Below are 24,013 nucleotides of genomic sequence, written 5' to 3' on the forward strand. Positions count from 1 at the left end.
ACATTTGCTTGACATTAGAAACTCAAAAGTATATCATAACATATGGTATTGTTTCTAAAACCACGATTAGCCCCGGAAGGAAATCGTGTTTAAGATAAACAATAGATTTTTTCTATGGAAAAGATAACGAGGAGGGAAACACATGCGTACGACTTTTATGGCAAAAGCTAACGAAGTTGAGCGTAAATGGTATGTGGTTGATGCTGAAGGTCAAACTTTAGGTCGCCTATCTACTGAAGTAGCATCCATTTTACGTGGTAAACACAAACCAACATTTACACCACACGTTGACACGGGTGATCATGTAATTATTATTAACGCTGAGAAAATTCATTTAACAGGTAATAAATTAAACGATAAAATTTACTACCGTCACACTAACCACCCAGGTGGACTTAAGCAAAGAACAGCTCTAGAAATGCGTACAAACTACCCTGTACAAATGTTAGAGCTTGCAATTAAAGGCATGCTTCCAAAAGGACGTTTAGGACGTCAAGTGTCTAAGAAATTAAACGTGTATGCTGGAGCAGAGCATCCACACCAAGCACAACAACCAGAAGTTTACGAACTTCGCGGATAATTAATTAAAGGAGGGCTTACTTTGGCACAGGTTCAATACTATGGCACTGGACGTCGTAAGAGTTCAGTAGCGCGCGTACGCCTAGTTCCAGGCGAAGGACGCGTTATTATTAACGGTCGTGATTTTGAAAACTATATCCCATTTGCTGCATTACGTGAAGTAGTGAAACAACCTCTAGTTGCAACAGAAACTTTAGGTAACTACAATGTACTTGTAAACGTAAATGGTGGTGGATACACTGGTCAAGCTGGTGCTATTCGTCACGGTATTTCTCGCGCTTTATTAAAAGCTGATCCAGAATACCGTCTAACATTAAAACGTGCGGGTCTATTAACTCGTGACGCACGTATGAAAGAGCGTAAAAAATACGGTCTTAAAGGCGCACGTCGTGCACCTCAGTTCTCAAAACGTTAATTTTTGCGAACTACAAACCCCAACCATTTTGGTTGGGGTTTTTTTATGTTTAATTCTTCTTTTGTAATTTTTTTAGCTTGGAATATTTTAGTGCTACCGTCCTACGTATGCTTCTTCTTTAGAAGTTTAGACTAATACGTATTAGGGAGGTTTATAAGTACTATGAATGTCATTGTCAGCTTACAAGAAAAACAAAAAGAAAAGCAGTTAAAATACGAGCGGAAGATGCTGCGAGAATTATCATTAAAAACATTGCGTTTAAATATTCGTGATGCCTTTCAGATGCAAGAACTTCATCGTCAGTATGAAGATTATTGCATTGAACTAGGGATAGAATCTTATTTATTAGGAGCGAGATACAGTAAATTTGGTTATCATGGTGAATCATTCTTTGATGTGAAATATAGGGCTTTAGAAGAAGAACAACAATTAACTGAAACGTTATTTCAATTTTTAACGAGTATGACTATACGTGAAATTAAGTTGCAAGACGAGGAATTGCTTTTTGAATCTTGCCAGCAGTTTATCGGCTTGTGGTGGCAGGAAGGGTATGAAAAAGGCGAAAGAAGATATCGATTAAAGCTACACTAAGACAAGCATAAACTTTCCTCTTGTCCCATATAAGTAATTAGAGGGACTAGCTGGAGGAGGAAAGGTATGAAGAGAATTCGAATTATCTCTTTTGCGCTCGCTGCGGTTGTTTTGTTTTTTTTAGTTAAACAAGAATTTCAAATTACAAAATCGTGGCGAGCTTGGAATTTACCCTTATCAGGGAAAGTGATTGTACTAGATGCTGGGCATGGTGGGCCAGACGGAGGGGCTGTTGGTGGAAAGGATATTGTAGAAAAAGATATTACACTTGAGATTACAAAAAAGGTACAAGATTATTTACAAGAACAAGGTGCTTTAGTTATTTTAACGCGTGAAGGAGATTATGATTTAGCTAATAAAGATACAAAGTCATATAGTAGACGTAAAGCAGAGGATTTAAAAAAGCGTGTTGAGATCATTAATAAGCCTGATGTAGACTTTTTTGCGAGTATTCATTTAAATGCCCTAACTAGTAGTGGATCTAAGGGCGCACAAACGTTCTACTATCGTTCTTCGATTGAAAATGAACGGGCTGCTAAATTTATACAAGCTGAATTGAGAACAAGCTTAGAAAATACGAATCGTTCTGCTAAAACAATTCCTCACGTGTATTTATTGAAGTATGCCAAAACACCAGGTGCTTTAATTGAGGCTGGCTTTTTATCGAATGTGAATGAAAGATATATGTTAAATTCGGAGAAATACCAACAAAAAGTAGCTGCTGCAATATATCGTGGTATATTACGTTATTTTACGGAAAAAGGAAATCCTCCAGAATAAGGAGGATTTTTTCGAGTTTCTCTCGTTAACGAAGTTTTCCGAAAATATGTTATACTGGAAATGTAAACGCATTTATTTCAAAAATAAAGAGAGATAAATTTAATTAACAATACGTTATTTTTCATACAGGGGGCTGGGCTAATTATGGTAACAAAAGAGCAGGTAGTGGAAGCATTGGAAGGGATTGTAGATCCGTTTATACATAAAACGTTAAAAGAAACAAATGCAATTAAAGAGGTGACAGTCAAACCTGAGAAGGAACATGTAAGTGTTAAAATTGCAATTGTAAAGACGGGTACAGCGGAACAAATGCAGTTGCAGTCTGGAATTGTAAAGTTAGTAAAAGAACTTGGAGCAACAACAGTTGGACTTCGTTTTGCAGAATTTACAGAAGAGGAATTAGCTCAGTTTGCACCACCGCAAGAGGAAGAGAAAAGTGAATCCTTATTATCACCGAACTCAAATACAACATTTTTAGCAGTGGCAAGTGGAAAAGGTGGAGTAGGGAAATCAACTGTTTCTGTTAACCTTGCAATTGCTTTAGCTCGTTTAGGCAAAAAGGTTGGTATCATTGACGCGGATATTTACGGTTTTAGTGTACCGGATATGATGGGTATAGAAAAACGTCCAATCGTAAGAGGTGATAAGATAATACCAGTGGAGCGTCTAGGCGTGAAAGTAATCTCAATGGGATTCTTTGTAGAAGATAACGCACCTGTTATTTGGAGAGGACCGATGCTTGGGAAAATGTTAAATCACTTTTTCACAGAAGTAGAGTGGGGTGATTTAGATTACTTAGTATTGGACCTACCACCAGGTACGGGTGATGTTGCTTTAGATGTACATTCGATGTTGCCGGCTTGTAAAGAGATTATTGTAACAACGCCGCATCCAACAGCGGCATTTGTAGCAGCGCGCGCTGGAGCCATGGCTTTACGTACAGAACATAGTATTCTTGGTGTTGTTGAAAATATGGCGTATTTTGAAAGTAAAGCAACTGGTGAAAAAGAGTATGTGTTTGGAAGAGGTGGAGGAGATAAATTGGCTACGGAACTCCAAACGGATATACTTGGCCGAATTCCACTTCAACAACCTGATTGGAATAAAGAGGACTTTGCGCCGTCAGTATATGAAGATACACATACAACGGGTCTCATTTATCGTACGATAGCTGAGACAGTTATTGATAAAACAGCTGTTACACAAAAATAAAGTAGTAATGAGTGGACAATATATACATTGTCCACTCAGTGCTATAATTTTTATTATTGTTCTTTGTTCCCATCTTGAGAACCGCCTTCACCACCTGCGCCTTTCTTATCAGACCCACCTTTTTCGGCTTTTTGTACACCTTTACTAATGATGTCAATCATCTTAGCTTGGAAGAGAGGACTTTCGGCAGTTTCAGTTAGTACTTGCTGTAAATATTGACGATATTCTTTACTCTTCATTGTTTGTAACATAATTTTCTCTACTTCAGGATTTTTCATAATCTCTATAACACCTGATTGGTATTCAGGATCTTTTAGTAAAGTTTTCATTAAGTTTGTTTGTTCTTTTCCCATACTTTTAGCAAATTTCGATGAGAACTCAGGGTCTTTAAAGAGCTTTTCCCAGAATTGTTGCCCTTTTTCAGATACCAGTGCATCTTCAATCGTTTTCTTTACTACTGTTTCATCTAGTATGAGTGCTTGTTTCATTTTTTCATCAGTTAATACATCTTGGATCGCTTTTTTTCCTTGATCGGTTTTTAAAATATCAACAATCATTTTTTTTGTTTGATCATAATCAAGTTCGGATTTTGCTTCTTTTTCTTGTGCACATGCCGCTAGTGCTATAAATAGAAAAGAAGAAATCAAAACGAGCAGCATCCGTTTCATAAGTTGGAGCTCCTTTCAGCAAAGTTCTCTTTTTTTAATATAAATCTCTTTAAGGAATTTATACATTAACATGGCTAGCTTTTTGAAATTGTCATTGTTACAATTTAATTAGAAATATAAGAATAATGGGGGATGTGTTGTGAATAGCCGCAAGTGGGTACGACTATTTTTTACGACGTTGTTTCTTGGTGGGATTAGCACAGTCTTTATTGGTTTTGTTTTAGAGTGGGACAAGTACGCTAAATTTTTTCAAAATTTCGACGGAAAAGAGATTTTAGCAATTTCCTTTTGGTTGATGGGCGTAGGATTTATTTTTAGTGTTATAAGTCAAATGGGGTTCTTTGCGTATTTAACGATCCATCGTTTTGGATTAGGGATGTTTCGGTCATCTTCTTTATGGAATACAGTGCAACTGTTCTTTATTGCGTTCGTATTATTTGATTTCGTTTATTTAAGGTCAGTACTTGTTGCAAATGGGGAAGTTTCATTAGGGAATAACATACTTGTTGCTGGGATGTTATTTGTGTTTGGGGCAATTGTCGCTTATATAAAGAGTAAAGAAACGAATAAAAAAGCATTTGTTCCCGCTCTGTTCTTTATGGTTGTTGTAACAATTCTTGAATGGGTACCAGCGCTCCGGATTAATGATACAGATTGGTTATATTTAATGGTGATACCACTTTTATTATGTAATTCATATCAGTTACTTGTATTGCATCGTTTAATTGGACAAAAGAGTAAGTCAGCTTAATGAGGAGAGTGGATTTTTAATTATCCAGATTCTTATCGTCTGTAAATGCTAGGATAAAAAAGCTCTGCTATCTTAACAAAAGATAGCAGAGCTTTTTATGTGTGAAGGACCGTGTAGAAAGGAACTACTTAATATCTTCACTTTTTGTACTTGTGTTGGAAATAAGTTGTGATACAGATGTTTGTTCATATCCGTCGCTCTTTAATTTTTGTAAGAGTAATGGTAAAGCCTTATTTGTTTGAAGGGCAGAATCAGAAGCATGTAATAAGACGATATCTCCACCCTTTAAATTGCTAGAGACTGTGGAAATGATTTTATTTACGCCGGGATTTTTCCAGTCATTTGAATTGTTACTCCAATGAACGATGGTGTATCCGAGTGATTCCGCTATTTTAAGAGTTGTTTTGTTAAAATCGCCACTAGGTGGACGTAATAGCTTGACTTGTTTTACGCCAAGTTTCGTAAAAACATCTTGTGCCCGCAAAAGATCTCGTCGTATTTCATTTGCTTCTAGTGAAGTGTAGGATGTGTAATTATAGCCCATACTACCAATCTCATGTCCATCTTTCATGATGCGTTCGACAATATCAGGGTGTCTTTCAGCCCATGCAGCAGAGAGAAAGAAGGTTGCATTCTTAATTTCTCTTTCTTTGAGTGTATTAAGGATTGGAATAGCTTTTTTGTCCCCCCAGCTAATGTCAAACGTGAATGCAACTTGTTTTTTTGCAGTGTCCCCTTTGTAAATCACTTTAGGGCCAGTAGCAGTTGAAAAAGCAGATTCATGTGAATATGTTTTTAAAAAGAGTAGCCATGCTGTAAATAAGGAAAGTACGACTATTAAGCTAATGTGTTTAAATGTTCTTTTACTCGTAATAAAAAAGAAAAACATAATATTACGCCCCTTTGTCCAATCCTTTTCAGTTACATATATGCTTTAAATTTAAAAAAGAGAACAAGGGATTAATATCGTAAGTGGTGGATATAATGAGTGATAGAATTTTGTTTTTGGTGATACATTATTGATAATTGAAAATGAGTGGGGCGTTTATCGGTACACGTAAGGAGTTATTGAGGTGATAATTTGCTTGGGATTATGTTGACGAAGGAAGAGAAAAAAGAAATGGAATACATACTGAAGAGAGAGTTAGAGGAACTTTTATTTGATTTTGAAGATGAGCGTATACATAGCGTTGTAAAAAAGGCGATGGAAGAAAGGTATAAAATCATTTTTTGTTTATTTCGGAGAGTTGCTAATAGGGAAGAATGTATTCGTTATGTAAGAAAAAGAATTTTTTATTAAAAAGTGTTGACGCTAAGAGTAAGGATATGATAAATTAATAAACGTCGCTGATGCAGAAACGCAGAAAACGACAAAAAAGAAATTAAAAAACTTAGTTGACATCGAAAAATGAAGATGTTAACATAAGGAAGTCGCAAATGAGCGACTAAGTAGTTCTTTGAAAACTGAACGAAACAAACAACGTGAACGTCAATTTTTATTTTTAGATGCTAGACAAACTAACTTTATTGGAGAGTTTGATCCTGGCTCAGGATGAACGCTGGCGGCGTGCCTAATACATGCAAGTCGAGCGAATGGATTAAGAGCTTGCTCTTATGAAGTTAGCGGCGGACGGGTGAGTAACACGTGGGTAACCTACCCATAAGACTGGGATAACTCCGGGAAACCGGGGCTAATACCGGATAATATTTTGAACTGCATAGTTCGAAATTGAAAGGCGGCTTCGGCTGTCACTTATGGATGGACCCGCGTCGCATTAGCTAGTTGGTGAGGTAACGGCTCACCAAGGCGACGATGCGTAGCCGACCTGAGAGGGTGATCGGCCACACTGGGACTGAGACACGGCCCAGACTCCTACGGGAGGCAGCAGTAGGGAATCTTCCGCAATGGACGAAAGTCTGACGGAGCAACGCCGCGTGAGTGATGAAGGCTTTCGGGTCGTAAAACTCTGTTGTTAGGGAAGAACAAGTGCTAGTTGAATAAGCTGGCACCTTGACGGTACCTAACCAGAAAGCCACGGCTAACTACGTGCCAGCAGCCGCGGTAATACGTAGGTGGCAAGCGTTATCCGGAATTATTGGGCGTAAAGCGCGCGCAGGTGGTTTCTTAAGTCTGATGTGAAAGCCCACGGCTCAACCGTGGAGGGTCATTGGAAACTGGGAGACTTGAGTGCAGAAGAGGAAAGTGGAATTCCATGTGTAGCGGTGAAATGCGTAGAGATATGGAGGAACACCAGTGGCGAAGGCGACTTTCTGGTCTGTAACTGACACTGAGGCGCGAAAGCGTGGGGAGCAAACAGGATTAGATACCCTGGTAGTCCACGCCGTAAACGATGAGTGCTAAGTGTTAGAGGGTTTCCGCCCTTTAGTGCTGAAGTTAACGCATTAAGCACTCCGCCTGGGGAGTACGGCCGCAAGGCTGAAACTCAAAGGAATTGACGGGGGCCCGCACAAGCGGTGGAGCATGTGGTTTAATTCGAAGCAACGCGAAGAACCTTACCAGGTCTTGACATCCTCTGAAAACTCTAGAGATAGAGCTTCTCCTTCGGGAGCAGAGTGACAGGTGGTGCATGGTTGTCGTCAGCTCGTGTCGTGAGATGTTGGGTTAAGTCCCGCAACGAGCGCAACCCTTGATCTTAGTTGCCATCATTAAGTTGGGCACTCTAAGGTGACTGCCGGTGACAAACCGGAGGAAGGTGGGGATGACGTCAAATCATCATGCCCCTTATGACCTGGGCTACACACGTGCTACAATGGACGGTACAAAGAGCTGCAAGACCGCGAGGTGGAGCTAATCTCATAAAACCGTTCTCAGTTCGGATTGTAGGCTGCAACTCGCCTACATGAAGCTGGAATCGCTAGTAATCGCGGATCAGCATGCCGCGGTGAATACGTTCCCGGGCCTTGTACACACCGCCCGTCACACCACGAGAGTTTGTAACACCCGAAGTCGGTGGGGTAACCTTTATGGAGCCAGCCGCCTAAGGTGGGACAGATGATTGGGGTGAAGTCGTAACAAGGTAGCCGTATCGGAAGGTGCGGCTGGATCACCTCCTTTCTATGGAGAATTGATGAACGCAGTTCATCAATAAACGTTGACTTGTTTTGTTTCGTTCAGTTTTGAGAGAACTATCTCTCAAGTTTAAATGTATGTTCTTTGAAAACTAGATAACAGTGTAGCTCATATTTTTTTAATTTTAGTTTGGTTAAGTTAGAAAGGGCGCACGGTGGATGCCTTGACACTAGGAGTCGATGAAGGACGGGACTAACGCCGATATGCTTCGGGGAGCTGTAAGTAAGCTTTGATCCGAAGATTTCCGAATGGGGAAACCCACTATACGTAATGGTATGGTATCCTTACCTGAATACATAGGGTATGGAAGACAGACCCAGGGAACTGAAACATCTAAGTACCTGGAGGAAGAGAAAGCAAATGCGATTTCCTGAGTAGCGGCGAGCGAAACGGAATCTAGCCCAAACCAAGAGGCTTGCCTCTTGGGGTTGTAGGACATTCTATACGGAGTTACAAAGGAACGAGGTAGACGAAGCGACCTGGAAAGGTCCGTCACAGAGGGTAATAACCCCGTAGTCGAAACTTCGTTCTCTCTTGAATGTATCCTGAGTACGGCGGAACACGTGAAATTCCGTCGGAATCTGGGAGGACCATCTCCCAAGGCTAAATACTCCCTAGTGATCGATAGTGAACCAGTACCGTGAGGGAAAGGTGAAAAGCACCCCGGAAGGGGAGTGAAAGAGATCCTGAAACCGTGTGCCTACAAATAGTCAGAGCCCGTTAATGGGTGATGGCGTGCCTTTTGTAGAATGAACCGGCGAGTTACGATCCCGTGCGAGGTTAAGCTGAAGAGGCGGAGCCGCAGCGAAAGCGAGTCTGAATAGGGCGTTTAGTACGTGGTCGTAGACCCGAAACCAGGTGATCTACCCATGTCCAGGGTGAAGTTCAGGTAACACTGAATGGAGGCCCGAACCCACGCACGTTGAAAAGTGCGGGGATGAGGTGTGGGTAGCGGAGAAATTCCAATCGAACCTGGAGATAGCTGGTTCTCCCCGAAATAGCTTTAGGGCTAGCCTTAAGTGTAAGAGTCTTGGAGGTAGAGCACTGATTGAACTAGGGGTCCTCATCGGATTACCGAATTCAGTCAAACTCCGAATGCCAATGACTTATCCTTAGGAGTCAGACTGCGAGTGATAAGATCCGTAGTCAAGAGGGAAACAGCCCAGATCGCCAGCTAAGGTCCCAAAGTGTGTATTAAGTGGAAAAGGATGTGGAGTTGCTTAGACAACTAGGATGTTGGCTCAGAAGCAGCCACCATTTAAAGAGTGCGTAATAGCTCACTAGTCGAGTGACTCTGCGCCGAAAATGTACCGGGGCTAAATACACCACCGAAGCTGCGAATTGATACCAATGGTATCAGTGGTAGGGGAGCGTTCTAAGTGCAGTGAAGTCAGACCGGAAGGACTGGTGGAGCGCTTAGAAGTGAGAATGCCGGTATGAGTAGCGAAAGACGGGTGAGAATCCCGTCCACCGAATGCCTAAGGTTTCCTGAGGAAGGCTCGTCCGCTCAGGGTTAGTCAGGACCTAAGCCGAGGCCGACAGGCGTAGGCGATGGACAACAGGTTGATATTCCTGTACCACCTCTTTATCGTTTGAGCAATGGAGGGACGCAGAAGGATAGAAGAAGCGTGCGATTGGTTGTGCACGTCCAAGCAGTTAGGCTGATAAGTAGGCAAATCCGCTTATCGTGAAGGCTGAGCTGTGATGGGGAAGCTCCTTATGGAGCGAAGTCTTTGATTCCCCGCTGCCAAGAAAAGCTTCTAGCGAGATAAAAGGTGCCTGTACCGCAAACCGACACAGGTAGGCGAGGAGAGAATCCTAAGGTGTGCGAGAGAACTCTGGTTAAGGAACTCGGCAAAATGACCCCGTAACTTCGGGAGAAGGGGTGCTTTCTTAACGGAAAGCCGCAGTGAATAGGCCCAAGCGACTGTTTAGCAAAAACACAGGTCTCTGCGAAGCCGTAAGGCGAAGTATAGGGGCTGACACCTGCCCGGTGCTGGAAGGTTAAGGAGAGGGGTTAGCGTAAGCGAAGCTCTGAACTGAAGCCCCAGTAAACGGCGGCCGTAACTATAACGGTCCTAAGGTAGCGAAATTCCTTGTCGGGTAAGTTCCGACCCGCACGAAAGGTGTAACGATTTGGGCACTGTCTCAACCAGAGACTCGGTGAAATTATAGTACCTGTGAAGATGCAGGTTACCCGCGACAGGACGGAAAGACCCCGTGGAGCTTTACTGTAGCCTGATATTGAATTTTGGTACAGTTTGTACAGGATAGGCGGGAGCCATTGAAACCGGAGCGCTAGCTTCGGTGGAGGCGCTGGTGGGATACCGCCCTGACTGTATTGAAATTCTAACCTACGGGTCTCATCGACCCGGGAGACAGTGTCAGGTGGGCAGTTTGACTGGGGCGGTCGCCTCCTAAAGTGTAACGGAGGCGCCCAAAGGTTCCCTCAGAATGGTTGGAAATCATTCGTAGAGTGCAAAGGCATAAGGGAGCTTGACTGCGAGACCTACAAGTCGAGCAGGGACGAAAGTCGGGCTTAGTGATCCGGTGGTTCCGCATGGAAGGGCCATCGCTCAACGGATAAAAGCTACCCCGGGGATAACAGGCTTATCTCCCCCAAGAGTCCACATCGACGGGGAGGTTTGGCACCTCGATGTCGGCTCATCGCATCCTGGGGCTGTAGTCGGTCCCAAGGGTTGGGCTGTTCGCCCATTAAAGCGGTACGCGAGCTGGGTTCAGAACGTCGTGAGACAGTTCGGTCCCTATCCGTCGTGGGCGCAGGAAATTTGAGAGGAGCTGTCCTTAGTACGAGAGGACCGGGATGGACGCACCGCTGGTGTACCAGTTGTTCTGCCAAGGGCATAGCTGGGTAGCTATGTGCGGAAGGGATAAGTGCTGAAAGCATCTAAGCATGAAGCCCCCCTCAAGATGAGATTTCCCATAGCGTAAGCTAGTAAGATCCCTGAAAGATGATCAGGTTGATAGGTTCGAGGTGGAAGCATGGTGACATGTGGAGCTGACGAATACTAATAGATCGAGGACTTAACCATATAATATGAAGCTAATGTTATCTAGTTTTGAAGGAATATATATTTAAAATTCCTTTTGACATTCTCAAAAGAATGTGTATAATGATAAAAGTCTGGTAATGATGGCAGAGAGGTCACACCCGTTCCCATACCGAACACGGAAGTTAAGCTCTCTAGCGCCGATGGTAGTTGGGACCTTGTCCCTGTGAGAGTAGGACGTTGCCAGGCTTATATTATTCCGCAGTAGCTCAGCGGTAGAGCTATCGGCTGTTAACCGATCGGTCGTAGGTTCGATTCCTACCTGCGGAGCCATTATGCTTCCATAGCTCAGCTGGTAGAGTACTTCCATGGTAAGGAAGAGGTCACCGGTTCAAGCCCGGTTGGAAGCTTGGGAAAAGTTTTGTTTTTTTTTTTTTTGGCCCGTTGGTCAAGTGGTTAAGACACCGCCCTTTCACGGCGGTAACACGGGTTCGAATCCCGTACGGGTCACCACTTTTGGAGGATTAGCTCAGCTGGGAGAGCACCTGCCTTACAAGCAGGGGGTCGGCGGTTCGATCCCGTCATCCTCCACCATATATTTTTAAATGTCGGAGGGGTAGCGAAGTGGCTAAACGCGGCGGACTGTAAATCCGCTCCTTTGGGTTCGGCAGTTCGAATCTGCCCCCCTCCACCATTTTCTTTAAAATAACCTGAGAGGGTTTATTTTTTTGAAAAGATAACCATACTAGTAAATATTAATGGGCTATAGCCAAGCGGTAAGGCAACGGACTTTGACTCCGTCATGCGCTGGTTCGAATCCAGCTAGCCCAGCCATTTACGAGCCATTAGCTCAGTTGGTAGAGCATCTGACTTTTAATCAGAGGGTCGAAGGTTCGAATCCTTCATGGCTCACCATTTTCGCGGAAGTAGTTCAGTGGTAGAATACAACCTTGCCAAGGTTGGGGTCGCGGGTTCGAATCCCGTCTTCCGCTTAATTACTAAGGGGCCTTAGCTCAGCTGGGAGAGCGCCTGCCTTGCACGCAGGAGGTCAGCGGTTCGATCCCGCTAGGCTCCATATAAATAGGAAAAGCTTACATCAAATGATGTAAGCTTTTTTTGTGTTTAAATTCCACTCAAAAAGGAAACTTTTCCGTATATCGTTTAAAATGAAAAAAGGGATTGAATAAGGGGGGATAATTATGAAAGTTGTCATTGCATCGGATTCATATAAAGAAAGCCTGAAAGCTATAGAGGTATGTGAAGCTATTGAAAGGGGCTTTGCAGCAGTTTTTCCTAAAGCAGAGTACGTTAAAGTACCAATTGGAGATGGAGGTGAAGGAACGGTCGAATCTCTTGTTGGTGCTACAATGGGGGAAATTATATCACTTAATGTGACAGGGCCGCTTGGGGAGAGTGTGCAAGCCTATTATGGTATGTCTAAGGATAAGGAGACAGCATTTATTGACATGGCGGCAGCATCAGGATTACAACACGTTCCAATTGAAAAGAGAAACCCACTTATTACAACGACAAAAGGGACAGGTGAACTGATATTACATGCATTAGATCAAGGAGCTAAACACATTATTTTAGGGCTTGGAGGAAGTGCTACAAATGATGGTGGGGCAGGTATGTTGTCTGCTTTAGGCGTAGAGTTTATTAATAGGAAAGGTGAAGTAATTGAGCCCTCTGGAGGAACATTACATTTGATTACTGCTCTTAACCTTTCTCGTATGGATACACGTTTGAAGGATATAAAGCTAGAAGCAGCATGTGATGTCGACAATCCATTAGTTGGACCAAAGGGAGCGTCTTTTGTATTTGGGAGACAAAAGGGTGCGAATGTAGAGATGATGAAAGAGCTAGACGGGAATTTAAAACATTATGCTAATATACTTAAACAGTACGTATCTTTTGATGTGTCCCTAATACCTGGTGCAGGGGCAGCTGGAGGAATGGGAGCCGCTGTCGTTGCAGTACTAAAGGGACAGCTAAGAAAAGGGATTGAAATTGTATTAGATTATACAAATTTTGATAAGTGTATAGAGGGTGCCGATCTTATTGTAACTGGTGAGGGAAGGATAGATGAACAAACAGCTTATGGAAAAGCTCCTGTTGGTGTCGCGAAGCGGGCGAAATGCCGTCATATTCCTGTAATTGCTATTGGTGGATCTGTATCCTCGAATTATACGACTGTTTACGAAAAGGGAATTGATGCAGTGTTTAGTATTACGGCTAGCCCAATGACATTAGAAGAAGCATATAAAGCGGCAGAAGAGAATATCGAAATGACAGCAAAAAATATTGCAGCAGTGTGGAAACTAGCATCAGAAAAACGCTTCTAAGTGTAGAAGTGTTTTTTAAATTCAGTTATTTGAGGATATTTTGTGTAATTCTAGGTATTGATGGAGAAAGGCACGGATAAAAATATTAGCTGATAGAAAAGTTAGTTGGTTCATTAAGTTAACTTTATACATAGAATAGTTTAAAAATCGGGAGTCCAACGTAAATATAAGTGAATAAAATGTATATCCATGCAGAAAAATGTCGAGTTGAGTCAGACTATATAAAAGATTTAAAATATTTAGTGAAGGCATAAAAGGGGGATACTATCTATGAAAAAAGAAATCTCAGTTATTGGAGTTCCAATGGATTTAGGACAGATGCGTCGCGGGGTTGATATGGGACCAAGCGCGATCCGTTATGCAGGGGTAGTTGAAAGAATTGAACAAATTGGATATGACGTAAAAGATATGGGAGATATATGTATAGAGAGAGAAAAAGAAGTAGATGAAAATACAAAGTTACGAAACCTTACTCAAGTTGCAACTGTATGTAATGAACTAGCGACTAAGGTTGATCATATTATAGAAGAAGGTCGTTTTCCACTTGTATTAGGCGGTGATCATAGTATTGCTATCGGTACGCTAGCTGGTGTGGCGAAACATTATAAAAATTTAGGTGTTATTTGGTATGATGCACACGGTGATTTAAATACAGAAGAAACATCACCATCTGGAAATATTCACGGTATGTCACTTGCTGCGAGTTTAGGTTATGGACATTCTTCACTTGTAGATTTATACGGGGCATACCCGAAAGTAAAAAAAGCGAACGTTGTAATTATAGGTGCACGTGCATTAGATGAAGGGGAAAAAGACTTTATTCGTAATGAAGGCATTAAAGTATTTTCAATGCATGAAATTGATCGTATGGGTATGACGGCTGTTATGGAAGAAACAATTGCTTACTTATCTCATACTGACGGTGTTCATTTATCATTAGATTTAGATGGTCTTGATCCTCATGATGCACCAGGAGTTGGGACGCCTGTAATTGGTGGTTTATCGTATCGTGAAAGCCACCTAGCGATGGAAATGTTAGCAGAAGCTGATATTGTTACATCTGCTGAATTTGTTGAAGTAAATACGATTTTAGATGAGAGAAATAGAACAGCAACAACAGCGGTTGCTTTAATGGGTTCTTTATTCGGTGAAAAACTAAAATAAATGTAAGAAAAGCAACTGAGAAGTTGCTTTTTTTATTTGGAAATAGGCGTATAATAATGACTTATATTATACTGTAGGATAAGAAAGTTTGACATCTTACCAATTTAAGCTAAAGGGGGGCGTTTGTAATTGTCGTTTGGTTCATGTATGGTATAATTAACTAGTTGTTGGAAATACATACAGATAGAGCATAAAATAATATTTCAATATATGGATAGAATTGCTCGTAAGTAGGAGGAAGGGTTAGCATGCCTTTTGAAGATACGACCATTTTGAAATATCTTAGTACGGCATTAGATATTGCTGTTGTATGGTTTATTATATATAAGCTAATTCTTATAATTCGGGGCACGAAGGCTGTGCAACTTTTAAAAGGTATTACAGTTATTATTGTCGTCCGGATGATTAGTATTTTACTTGAATTGCATACGCTATATTGGCTAACGGAACAAGTATTAACGTGGGGATTTTTAGCCGTTATTATTATCTTCCAGCCAGAATTGAGAAGAGCACTTGAGCAGCTAGGACGGGGTAGCTTATTTTCGCGTGTGGGAACTCACGAGGACGATGAACCTGAAATTGTTGCAACAGCGATAGCGAAAGCAACGGAATATATGGGAAAACGTAGAATTGGTGCACTAATTACTTTGTCAAAAGAGACTGGGGTGGATGATTATGTAGAAACGGGTATTCCGCTAAATGCAAATGTGTCATCGGAATTACTCATTAATATTTTTATCCCTAATACCCCTCTTCATGATGGAGCAGTAATTATGCAGGGAAGTACAATTAAAGCAGCAGCATGTTACCTTCCGTTATCAGAAAGCCCATTTATTTCTAAGGAGTTAGGAACTAGGCATCGCGCTGCAATGGGAGTTAGTGAAGTCACTGATAGTATTACAGTAGTTGTGTCGGAAGAAACAGGCCAAATTTCTTTAACGAAAAACGGGAAGTTACATCGTGATTTGAAGACAGAACAGCTGAAGGACATGTTGTTAGCAGAATTTAGTGGGAATGAAAAAACGACTTCTTCGTCTTTATGGAATTGGAGGAGAAAGCGTCATGGATAAGTTAATGGAGAATCATTGGTTTTTAAAAGGAATCTCATTACTATTGGCGTGTATGCTTTTCATGTCAGCAACTTTAACTGAAAAAAATACGACATCGAGTATATTACCTTTCGTAAATGAAACGAAAGAAACATTAACTGATTATCCTATTACCCTTAAGTATGATGAAGAGAAATATATTGTAAGTGGTATTCCATCAGGTGGAGTCAAGGTGAAGTTGGAAGGTCCAAAATCAGCAGTTGCTACAGCAAAAGCAAAAAAACAATTTGATATACCAGTTGATTTGAGAGATAGCGAAAAAGGAACTTATGAAGTTTCTTTGAAAACGAACGGGCTTCCAGATGATGTGAAAGGAACAGTTCAGCCATCAACAATTAAAATTACTCTACATGAAAAAGCGAGAAAATACGTTCATGTAGACTTAAAATTATCAAATGAGGATCAAATGCCAGCGGGTTCTACTCTCGAAAAATCAAACATTAAACCTGATACTGTTGAGGTAGTTGGGACGAAAGAAGAAATTGAAAGTATTTCATCTGCTAAGGCGTATATTGATTTAAAAGGTGTTAATAAAACTGTTACAAAAACAGCCGAAGTTACATTATACAATAAAGAAGGAAAACGTTTAAATGTAAGAACGAGTCCATCTAAAATTAGTGTAACATTGAATGTGGCGACGCAAGCTACGGCCAATAATACTGAAAAAACTGTTCCTGTGACGTATACGAAAAAGGGGAGTTTGCCAGAAGGATTGACTGTTACAAATATTAGCGTTGAGCCGAGAGAAGTAACGATAGCAGGTCCAAAAGACATTTTGGATAATATACAATCTATAGAGGGGGTCGAGGTAGATTTTAGTCAATTGACGGATTCTACAACATTCGATGCCTCTGTTTTATTGCCAAAAGGTGTAACAAGTGCAAAACCAAATCAAGTGAAGGTTTCCGTAGGGGTACAAAAGGTAAAACAAACGAAAAGTAAAACTATTGATGGTATCCCGATTCAAAAAAGTGGAATTCCGAATGATGTTACTGCGCAGCTACTTTCGCCACAAGATGGAAAGATAAGCGTTGATATTTCAGGAGAAGCAAGTATAGTAGATAAAATAACAGCTGCTCAAATAACAGCGGCGATTAATCTGCAAAATGTATCTCCGGGGACGAAAGATGTTTCTATTCAAGTGAGTGGTCCTGGTAATATTTCGATAGAAGCAAAACAAAAAAGTGCTAAAGTCACAATTGTGAAGAAAGAAAAGCCGGATAAAGAAGTACAGGGTAATATTGAACAACCAGATTCAAAAAACAATCAAGAAAATCAAACTGAAAAACCAAAAAATCCTGAACCAGATCCAGAAAAGGATCAGGAAAAAGATAAAGAAAAAGAAAAAGAAAAAGAAAAAGAAAAAGAAAAAGAAAAAGAAAAAGAAAAAGACAAAGAAAAAGAAAAAGAAAATGGCCAAGAACCAAGCCAAGAACCAACAGTAGATAATCAAAAAGAGCACGAAAAAGGAGCGAATAATAATGGGTAAATATTTTGGTACAGACGGAGTACGTGGGGTTGCAAATAAGGAATTAACACCTGAATTAGCTTTTAAAATAGGACGTTTTGGCGGCTATGTATTAACAAAAGATACAGATCGTCCAAAAGTAATTATTGGCCGTGATACACGTGTATCTGGACATATGCTAGAAGGAGCTTTAGTAGCAGGCCTATTATCAACTGGAGCGGAAGTAATGCGCCTTGGTGTTATTTCTACACCAGGTGTGGCTTATTTAACAAAAGCTTTAGGGGCGCAAGCAGGTGTTATGATCTCTGCATCTCATAACCCAGTACAAGATAATGGAATTAAGTTCTTCGGTTCAGATGGATTTAAATTAACAGATGAGCAAGAAGCAGAAATTGAAGCGTTATTAGACAAAGAAGTTGATGAGCTACCACGTCCAACAGGTACTAACCTTGGACAAGTGAGTGATTACTTTGAAGGTGGACAAAAATATTTACAATACATTAAACAAACTGTAGAGGAAGATTTCTCTGGTTTACATATTGCTTTAGATTGTGCACATGGTGCTACATCTTCTTTAGCTCCATATTTATTTGCAGATTTAGAAGCTGATATTTCAACAATGGGAACTTCACCGAACGGTATGAATATTAACGCTGGAGTAGGTTCTACGCATCCAGAAGTGTTAGCTGAATTAGTAAAAGAAAAAGGTGCTGACATTGGTCTTGCTTTTGATGGTGACGGAGACCGTTTAATCGCAGTAGACGAAAAAGGAAACATCGTTGATGGCGATCAAATTATGTTTATTTGCGCGAAGTATATGAAAGAAACTGGTCAATTGAAACATAATACAGTTGTTTCAACAGTTATGAGTAACTTAGGTTTCTACAAAGCGCTTGAAGCAAACGGTATTACAAGTGATAAAACAGCAGTTGGTGATCGCTACGTAATGGAAGAGATGAAACGTGGTGGATATAACCTGGGCGGAGAACAATCAGGTCATATTATCTTACTTGATTACATTACAACTGGTGATGGAATGTTAAGTGCACTTCAACTTGTAAACATCATGAAAATGACGAAAAAGCCATTATCTGAGCTTGCAGGCGAGATGACAAAATTCCCACAATTACTAGTAAACGTTCGTGTAACAGATAAAAAACTAGCATTAGAAAACGAGAAAATTAAAGAAATTATTCGTGTTGTAGAGGAAGAAATGAATGGAGACGGTCGTATTCTTGTTCGTCCATCTGGAACAGAACCACTTATTCGTGTAATGGCAGAAGCACCGACACAAGAAATTTGTGATGGGTATGTACATCGTATTGTAGAAGTTGTGAAAGCGGAAGTTGGAGCTGAATAATTTACCAAATTTGTTTTAAAAGGAGCACAAGAAGTGCTCCTTTTTCATATGTTTTATAGACAATGAAAAAAATTTCATTGACGATTTATATTGTTTGTTATACGATGGTCTTGTTCTTTTTCTCAAAGGAAATATTGTAAATTATAAAAGCGCCAGAACTACAAGTAGTGTAGTTGACGAGGTGGAGTTTATCGAGATTTCGGCGGATGACTCCCGGTTGTTCATCACAACCGCAATCTTTTACTTAAAACATTAAGGTGACTTAGTGGACAAAGGTGAAAGTGTGATGAGAGAAAAGGAACGGATGAATACTAGCTGTATAAGTATATACGGACTTTAACCCAATCGAGAGGAAGGTGAAAGCCGTTACAAGCTTACAGGGCTAGCAATATGTAATCCGTTTTTTTAATATAAATAAATGGTATCGGACTATGTCGTTACATGTTCGCAATGCAGTGTAAGCATTTGTAACGGCGACTAAACATGTGTGGAATCGTAGGATTTATTGGAGAGCAAGATGCAAAGGAAATTTTATTAAAAGGTTTAGAAAAGCTAGAATATCGCGGATATGATTCAGCAGGTATTGCAGTACAAGCAGAGAACGGTGTTGTTGTATACAAAGAAAAAGGCCGTATTGCAAAACTTCGCGAAGTCGTAGAAGAGAACGTAGCAGCAAGCGTGGGAATCGGTCACACACGCTGGGCTACACACGGTGTTCCAAGCAAACTAAACGCGCATCCGCATCAAAGTACATCAAAACGCTTTACACTAGTTCATAACGGTGTAATTGAAAACTATGAGTTAGTGAAAAAGGAATATTTACAAGATGTAACGTTCGTAAGTGAAACAGATACAGAAATTATCGTGCAACTTATGGAACAACAAGTGAGCACAGGACTAAGTGTAGAAGAAGCGTTCCGTAATACGCTATCTCTTTTACATGGCTCTTATGCAATCGGATTACTTGATGCTGAAAATCCAAACATGATTTATGTTGCTAAAAACAAAAGCCCGCTATTAGTAGGTGTTGGTGACAACTTTAATGTTGTGGCGAGCGACGCTATGGCGATGTTACAAGTTACAGATCAATTTATTGAGTTAATGGATAAAGAAATCGTAATCGTAACGAAAGAAAGTATTACAATTAAAAACTTACAAGGTGAAACGATTGAACGTGCACCGTTTACAGCGGAATTAGACGCAAGTGATATTGAAAAAGGAACATACCCTCATTTCATGCTTAAAGAAATCGATGAGCAACCACTTGTAATCCGTAATATAATTCAAAAGTACCAAGATGAAAATGGCGAGATTGAACTGAATGAAGATATCCGTAACGCAATTTTAGATAGCGATCGTATTTACATCATTGCATGTGGAACAAGTTATCATGCAGGTCTTGTTGGAAAACAATTTATCGAGAAGTTTGCAAAAATGCCAGTTGAAGTGCATGTAGCAAGTGAATTTTCTTATAACATGCCATTATTAACAGAGAGACCATTCTTCATTTACATTTCACAAAGTGGTGAAACAGCTGATAGCCGTGCAGTACTTGTACAAACGAATGAAATGGGTCATAAAGCATTAACGATTACAAACGTACCTGGTTCTACGCTTTCTCGTGAAGCTGATTATACACTTCCGTTATACGCGGGACCAGAAATCGCAGTTGCATCAACGAAAGCTTACACAGCACAGCTTGCGGTACTTTCAATTTTAGCTGCGGACATTGCTAAAGCAAAAGGCGAAGTTCTTGATTTTGATTTAACACACGAATTAGGACTTGTAGCAAATGCAATGATAGAACTTTGTGATCAAAAAGAAGAAATGGACGCATTAGCAAAACAATTTTTAGCAACAACGCGTAACTGCTTCTTCATCGGACGTAGCGTAGACTTCTTCGTAGGTTTAGAAGGTGCGTTAAAACTAAAAGAAATCTCTTACATCCAAGCAGAAGGATTTGCTGGAGGAGAATTAAAACACGGTACAATTGCCTTAATCGAAAACGGTACACCAGTTATCGCACTTGCTACACAAGAGCACGTAAACCTTGGAATTCGTGGTAACGTGAAAGAAGTAGTAGCACGCGGAGCTAACCCATGTATCATCTCAATGAAAGGCTTAGAAATGGAAGGTGACAGCTTCGTATTACCAGCTGTACACGAAGCACTAGCACCGCTAGTAGCAGTTATTCCATTCCAACTTATCTCATACTACGCAGCGCTTCACCGCGAATGTGACGTTGATAAGCCACGTAACTTAGCTAAGTCTGTTACTGTTGAGTAGGAGATTGGTAGGTTAATAAATATAGTTATAGCTTTAAAATAAACTTACGAATCTGTACCCCTTTAGATATTTTATCTAAAGGGGTATTTTTTATGTCGAAAAAGAATACCTAAAATTGATAAGTGGATAGAACCCTATTAATTAAAGTTGTACTTTATCGAATTTGGAATGGAAATACCTTTACCTATCTGAATTTTCCGTTATCATTTTAAGTATTCGTGAACAATTTTCTTTATTATGACAAGAAGAGACGATAGATTCATGGACATTACAAGGGGGCATATTGATGAAAGTGAATGAAAAAACATATCTAAGTATAGAAGAGATTATTTCATTACCAACCTTATCAGGTGCAAATATAAGTGATGACGGCAAAGGCGTAGCATTTGTTAAGAAGACAGCTAACTGGAAAGACAATACATATAGGAATCATATATGGATATATGAAAAAGATAAGGAGCAGAGTTACCCATTAACAACTGGGGATATAGACAGTATACACCCATTATGGTCCCCAGATTCTAGGGATATCGCATACCTTAGCCCAGTTGGTGAGGGGGATAATAAGAAAAATCAAATCTTTGTTAAGTCAATAGATGGTTATAGTGAGTTACAAATTAATGATGAGAAAGAAGGGATCAGTACATTCAAATGGGAGCCTACTGGTAAAGGTTTTTATTATGTTGCCCAGTCAAAAGAATGTGAGGAAATAAAGAAGCGTAAGGAACGATATGGAGATTTCCACCATGTAGGTAAGGAACATCGGAATAATTGTTTATACTACGTTGAAATAGAAAAAGGGATACAAAATGATAAAGGGGAACGGAAGGTTAGCAGTGTTTATCAACTAACGAATGGTAAGGATTTTTATATACATAACTTTGATATTTCAAATGATGGGACAAAGGTTGTATTTATGGCTACACCAAGTTTAAACGATTATACGAATGGTGATCTATACATATTAGATGTTGAAGCTGGGGAACTACAAAAAATGAATATGGATAAGTTGTTAGGAGGGAGCGTCTGCTTTTCCCCTGAGGGCAGCAAAATATGTTACTCGGCAAGCATAAGAGAGAAGGAGTACTATAGAAACCATATACAAGATAGTACATTAGAAATATATGATATGAATACGGGAGAGGTAATTCAGCCTCTAACAAACTTTGATAGTACGGTTATGCCATTACAGTGGACAGATAAGGGGATTTTAATTAGATGGCAGGATAAAACTAATTATCTCATTGGGTTGCTATGTGAAGATGGCACTGTGGAAATGTTAAGTGACAAAGTAGATGGCTTTATAATGGATGCTTCTATAACAAGGGATGGACGTCATATATCCTATAGTAAGGCCATAACAAATGAAACCTTTGAAATCTATTTAGACGATAAAAAAATAACGGATGAAAATAGCTTTTTTAAAGGGAAGCTGAAAAGTAACAGGGAAATAATCTCATGGCAAAGTAGTGATGGTCTTGAAATAGAGGGTGTTTTATCAACCCCAGTAGATTTTGATGCCAACAAAAAATATCCCTTATTAGTAGTAATCCATGGTGGTCCGGCTTGGGCATCCTTTCCGATATTCTCAGACTGTTTTAATGAGAAATATCCGATTGAGCAGTTTATCGAAAAAGGCTTTATAGTTTTAGAGCCAAACTATAGAGGAAGTTCTGGCTATGGTAATGAGTTCTTAAAAGCCAACTATAGAAAACAGGGAATTGCTGACTATGAGGATGTTATATCTGGAGTGGATAAACTAGTTGAGCAAGGGATTGCAGATAAAGATAGAGTAGGGGTTATGGGATGGAGCAACGGGGGATATATATCAGCTTTCTGTTCTACATTTAGTAATAGATTTAAAGCTATTTCAGTTGGAGGTGGAATTACTAACTGGAGTACCCATTATGTGAATACAGATATACCTTACTTTATTAGAATGTATTTAGGAAATACTCTATGGAATGATCCAGAGATATATACGAAAACATCACCAATGACGTATATTAAATCAGCCTGTACGCCTACCTTAATCCAACATGGCGAAAAGGATGCAAGGATTCCAACTTCCAATGCATATGAGCTATATCAAGGGTTAAGGGATATGGAAGTTGATACAGAATTAATTATTTTTAAAGGAATGGCATATAGTTCTGATCAGCCAGGAATTAATGTGGCTATTATGAAGCAGAATTTGATGTGGTTTTCACACTATATTCTTGGAGAAAGTATGAAAGGTTTTAGGGTTTTATAATGGCTTGTTTTAGTCTTTAAGCTTTTTAGGTGCTTGAAATAAAGTCGTACACATTTATCCGGTTATATATGATTGAGTTTAACATTTCGGATAAGGCAAACTGTGAAATATTTTGGTGTAAATGAGAAAAGAGCCTGAATGTAGGCTCTTTCCTTATTTATATTTAAAAGATGAACTATTCTTATGCAGTTTTACTTAATTTATATGCTTCACGGTTATTTTTTTTGAAAAGTTTTGGGAAAACATAACCATCTAATCCAATACGTCCAGCATTATGTCCTGCAACTAAAATGAACATAGTTAAAATAAGTAGGTTTGGGTTTACACTAACAGTTCCGCTTAATAAAAATGAAAGGTTCATTATGATGCCGAAAAATGCAGCTGTTTTTGTTAATCCACCTAAAATCAAACCTAGACCTACTAAAATTTCTCCCCATTGAACTAAAAAGCTAAATAGGTCTGCGTTTGGAAGAACAAAATGTTGAAGAAAATCTGCCCACCAACCTTGTACTGCAGGGTGGTCACCTGATGCTTGAGCGATAGCTCCTTTTAGAAAACCACTTGCATCAAAAGACTGTCCAAAAACTTTTCCTATTCCAGCAGCGAGCCATGCATATCCTATGTAAAGTCGTAAAAATAATAATATGAAAGTAGCGCGTTTATCAGTTCTTAAAAAATTGATAACCATTGAAATCCCTCCAATGTATTGTATTTACATGTTTATTATATATCCATTGTGAATAAATTCACAATGGATAAAGTGTGAACAAAAATTATGATTTTTCATTTGTACATAAAGTATTTGGAAATATATTGTTTGGAGGATGAATAATACATGAAGGGAGCTCTCCACTAAAATAGGTTGCTCCCATAGTAAACAGATTTATGTACGTTCTTTTAACTAGCTACTATTAGTTTATCTTGTCTTT

The 24,013-nt window shown here is 39.8% G+C and carries 17 protein-coding genes, 9 tRNA genes, 3 rRNA genes and 1 pseudogene; 27 read left to right on the forward strand and 3 right to left on the reverse strand.

Going from position 1 to position 24,013, the window contains the following annotated elements; translation table 11 throughout:
* The first annotated feature begins 142 nt into the window (after positions 1-142).
* From rplM to QCI77_RS00855, 5 genes are all read left to right on the forward strand, one after another.
* Complete coding sequence (gene rplM, locus QCI77_RS00835; RefSeq protein ID WP_002029337.1) at positions 143-580, forward strand: 50S ribosomal protein L13; 438 nt, start codon at positions 143-145, stop codon at positions 578-580.
* 21 nt (positions 581-601) lie between these two features.
* Positions 602-994 (forward strand): 30S ribosomal protein S9, encoded by a 393-nt coding sequence (gene rpsI / locus QCI77_RS00840; protein WP_002009728.1) that lies wholly within the window; start codon positions 602-604, stop codon positions 992-994.
* A 162-nt stretch (positions 995-1,156) separates the two neighbouring features.
* A complete protein-coding gene (locus QCI77_RS00845; RefSeq protein ID WP_002029335.1) occupies positions 1,157-1,585 on the forward strand; it encodes a DUF2521 family protein in 429 nt (142 codons plus the stop codon).
* Between the two features lie 66 nt (positions 1,586-1,651).
* The gene (gene cwlD, locus QCI77_RS00850; RefSeq protein ID WP_002009721.1) at positions 1,652-2,365 is read left to right on the forward strand and encodes an N-acetylmuramoyl-L-alanine amidase CwlD; all 714 of its coding nucleotides are present in this window, start codon (positions 1,652-1,654) and stop codon (positions 2,363-2,365) included.
* 144 nt (positions 2,366-2,509) lie between these two features.
* Entirely contained in the window at positions 2,510-3,577 is a 1,068-nt protein-coding gene (locus QCI77_RS00855) for an Mrp/NBP35 family ATP-binding protein (protein ID WP_002009718.1), read from the forward strand.
* A gap of 53 nt (positions 3,578-3,630) precedes the next feature.
* Here QCI77_RS00855 and gerD read toward each other — a convergent pair whose 3' ends face one another.
* Entirely contained in the window at positions 3,631-4,245 is a 615-nt protein-coding gene (gene gerD, locus QCI77_RS00860; RefSeq protein WP_002009716.1) for a spore germination lipoprotein GerD, read from the reverse strand.
* A 139-nt stretch (positions 4,246-4,384) separates the two neighbouring features.
* Between gerD and kbaA the strand changes: the two genes are divergently transcribed.
* On the forward strand, positions 4,385-4,996 hold the full coding sequence (gene kbaA / locus QCI77_RS00865; protein ID WP_002124701.1) for a KinB signaling pathway activation protein KbaA: 612 nt from the start codon (positions 4,385-4,387) through the stop codon (positions 4,994-4,996).
* Between the two features lie 124 nt (positions 4,997-5,120).
* Here kbaA and pdaB read toward each other — a convergent pair whose 3' ends face one another.
* Positions 5,121-5,885, reverse strand: a complete 765-nt coding sequence (gene pdaB, locus QCI77_RS00870; RefSeq protein ID WP_002029332.1) for a polysaccharide deacetylase family sporulation protein PdaB — start codon at positions 5,883-5,885, stop codon at positions 5,121-5,123.
* A 192-nt stretch (positions 5,886-6,077) separates the two neighbouring features.
* Between pdaB and QCI77_RS00875 the strand changes: the two genes are divergently transcribed.
* The 21 genes and pseudogenes from QCI77_RS00875 (at position 6,078) to QCI77_RS00970 (ending at position 23,084) form a co-directional block, all read left to right on the forward strand.
* Positions 6,078-6,296 (forward strand): hypothetical protein, encoded by a 219-nt coding sequence (locus QCI77_RS00875; RefSeq protein ID WP_002139933.1) that lies wholly within the window; start codon positions 6,078-6,080, stop codon positions 6,294-6,296.
* 224 nt (positions 6,297-6,520) lie between these two features.
* Positions 6,521-8,072, forward strand: a 16S ribosomal RNA gene (locus tag QCI77_RS00880).
* A gap of 146 nt (positions 8,073-8,218) precedes the next feature.
* Positions 8,219-11,140 (forward strand): 23S ribosomal RNA (locus QCI77_RS00885).
* Between the two features lie 91 nt (positions 11,141-11,231).
* Positions 11,232-11,347: ribosomal RNA gene (rrf, locus tag QCI77_RS00890) — 5S ribosomal RNA — on the forward strand.
* The 16S, 23S and 5S rRNA genes sit together here with 9 tRNA genes alongside, the layout of an rRNA operon.
* Before the next feature lie 9 nt (positions 11,348-11,356).
* A tRNA-Asn gene (locus tag QCI77_RS00895) sits at positions 11,357-11,431 on the forward strand.
* A gap of 4 nt (positions 11,432-11,435) precedes the next feature.
* Positions 11,436-11,508 (forward strand) — tRNA-Thr (locus tag QCI77_RS00900).
* Between the two features lie 28 nt (positions 11,509-11,536).
* A tRNA-Glu gene (locus QCI77_RS00905) sits at positions 11,537-11,611 on the forward strand.
* A gap of 5 nt (positions 11,612-11,616) precedes the next feature.
* Positions 11,617-11,692 (forward strand) — tRNA-Val (locus QCI77_RS00910).
* A gap of 16 nt (positions 11,693-11,708) precedes the next feature.
* Positions 11,709-11,792 (forward strand) — tRNA-Tyr (locus QCI77_RS00915).
* Between the two features lie 65 nt (positions 11,793-11,857).
* Positions 11,858-11,932, forward strand: a tRNA-Gln gene (locus QCI77_RS00920).
* A 5-nt stretch (positions 11,933-11,937) separates the two neighbouring features.
* Positions 11,938-12,013 (forward strand) — tRNA-Lys (locus QCI77_RS00925).
* A 5-nt stretch (positions 12,014-12,018) separates the two neighbouring features.
* Positions 12,019-12,090: transfer RNA gene (locus tag QCI77_RS00930), tRNA-Gly, on the forward strand.
* Positions 12,091-12,100: 10 nt separating this feature from the next.
* A tRNA-Ala gene (locus QCI77_RS00935) sits at positions 12,101-12,173 on the forward strand.
* A 124-nt stretch (positions 12,174-12,297) separates the two neighbouring features.
* Positions 12,298-13,443: a glycerate kinase gene (locus QCI77_RS00940; RefSeq protein ID WP_088034696.1), complete on the forward strand. Its 1,146-nt coding sequence runs from the start codon at positions 12,298-12,300 to the stop codon at positions 13,441-13,443.
* A 270-nt stretch (positions 13,444-13,713) separates the two neighbouring features.
* The gene (rocF, locus tag QCI77_RS00945; RefSeq protein ID WP_353824402.1) at positions 13,714-14,607 is read left to right on the forward strand and encodes an arginase; all 894 of its coding nucleotides are present in this window, start codon (positions 13,714-13,716) and stop codon (positions 14,605-14,607) included.
* Between the two features lie 248 nt (positions 14,608-14,855).
* The gene (cdaA, locus tag QCI77_RS00950) at positions 14,856-15,677 is read left to right on the forward strand and encodes a diadenylate cyclase CdaA (RefSeq protein WP_002191712.1); all 822 of its coding nucleotides are present in this window, start codon (positions 14,856-14,858) and stop codon (positions 15,675-15,677) included.
* Positions 15,670-17,205 (forward strand): CdaR family protein, encoded by a 1,536-nt coding sequence (locus tag QCI77_RS00955; protein WP_353824403.1) that lies wholly within the window; start codon positions 15,670-15,672, stop codon positions 17,203-17,205. Before cdaA ends, QCI77_RS00955 begins: the two co-directional genes overlap by 8 nt.
* Positions 17,198-18,544, forward strand: coding sequence for a phosphoglucosamine mutase (gene glmM, locus QCI77_RS00960; RefSeq protein WP_085308606.1), 1,347 nt, complete (start codon positions 17,198-17,200; stop codon positions 18,542-18,544). The genes QCI77_RS00955 and glmM overlap by 8 nt, the downstream gene beginning before the upstream one ends.
* Positions 18,545-18,830: 286 nt before the next feature.
* Positions 18,831-19,015, forward strand: a pseudogene (locus QCI77_RS30850) (hypothetical protein).
* A gap of 12 nt (positions 19,016-19,027) precedes the next feature.
* Positions 19,028-20,830, forward strand: a complete 1,803-nt coding sequence (gene glmS / locus QCI77_RS00965; RefSeq protein ID WP_002029375.1) for a glutamine--fructose-6-phosphate transaminase (isomerizing) — start codon at positions 19,028-19,030, stop codon at positions 20,828-20,830.
* Positions 20,831-21,116: 286 nt separating this feature from the next.
* A complete protein-coding gene (locus QCI77_RS00970) occupies positions 21,117-23,084 on the forward strand; it encodes a S9 family peptidase (protein ID WP_353824404.1) in 1,968 nt (655 codons plus the stop codon).
* A gap of 181 nt (positions 23,085-23,265) precedes the next feature.
* On the opposite strand, the gene QCI77_RS00975 is transcribed toward QCI77_RS00970, so the two are convergent.
* A complete protein-coding gene (locus QCI77_RS00975; RefSeq protein WP_002029373.1) occupies positions 23,266-23,772 on the reverse strand; it encodes a DoxX family membrane protein in 507 nt (168 codons plus the stop codon).
* Positions 23,773-24,013: the final 241 nt, after the last annotated feature.

Origin of the sequence: Bacillus cereus group sp. MG9 (assembly GCF_040459995.1) — a bacterium.
Taxonomy (GTDB): Bacteria; Bacillota; Bacilli; order Bacillales; family Bacillaceae_G; genus Bacillus_A; species Bacillus_A mycoides.

Excerpts from the sequence above, each read along its gene's own strand:
- rplM (WP_002029337.1), top strand. The coding sequence starts at position 143 with ATGCGTACGACTTTTATGGCAAAAGCTAACGAAGTTGAGCGTAAATGG.
- QCI77_RS00845 (WP_002029335.1), top strand. The coding sequence starts at position 1,157 with ATGAATGTCATTGTCAGCTTACAAGAAAAACAAAAAGAAAAGCAGTTA.
- cwlD (WP_002009721.1), top strand. The coding sequence starts at position 1,652 with ATGAAGAGAATTCGAATTATCTCTTTTGCGCTCGCTGCGGTTGTTTTG.
- QCI77_RS00855 (WP_002009718.1), top strand. The coding sequence starts at position 2,510 with ATGGTAACAAAAGAGCAGGTAGTGGAAGCATTGGAAGGGATTGTAGAT.
- gerD (WP_002009716.1), bottom strand. The coding sequence starts at position 4,245 with ATGAAACGGATGCTGCTCGTTTTGATTTCTTCTTTTCTATTTATAGCA.
- pdaB (WP_002029332.1), bottom strand. The coding sequence starts at position 5,885 with ATGTTTTTCTTTTTTATTACGAGTAAAAGAACATTTAAACACATTAGC.
- QCI77_RS00940 (WP_088034696.1), top strand. The coding sequence starts at position 12,298 with ATGAAAGTTGTCATTGCATCGGATTCATATAAAGAAAGCCTGAAAGCT.
- rocF (WP_353824402.1), top strand. The coding sequence starts at position 13,714 with ATGAAAAAAGAAATCTCAGTTATTGGAGTTCCAATGGATTTAGGACAG.
- cdaA (WP_002191712.1), top strand. The coding sequence starts at position 14,856 with ATGCCTTTTGAAGATACGACCATTTTGAAATATCTTAGTACGGCATTA.
- QCI77_RS00955 (WP_353824403.1), top strand. The coding sequence starts at position 15,670 with ATGGATAAGTTAATGGAGAATCATTGGTTTTTAAAAGGAATCTCATTA.
- glmM (WP_085308606.1), top strand. The coding sequence starts at position 17,198 with ATGGGTAAATATTTTGGTACAGACGGAGTACGTGGGGTTGCAAATAAG.
- glmS (WP_002029375.1), top strand. The coding sequence starts at position 19,028 with ATGTGTGGAATCGTAGGATTTATTGGAGAGCAAGATGCAAAGGAAATT.
- QCI77_RS00970 (WP_353824404.1), top strand. The coding sequence starts at position 21,117 with ATGAAAGTGAATGAAAAAACATATCTAAGTATAGAAGAGATTATTTCA.
- QCI77_RS00975 (WP_002029373.1), bottom strand. The coding sequence starts at position 23,772 with ATGGTTATCAATTTTTTAAGAACTGATAAACGCGCTACTTTCATATTA.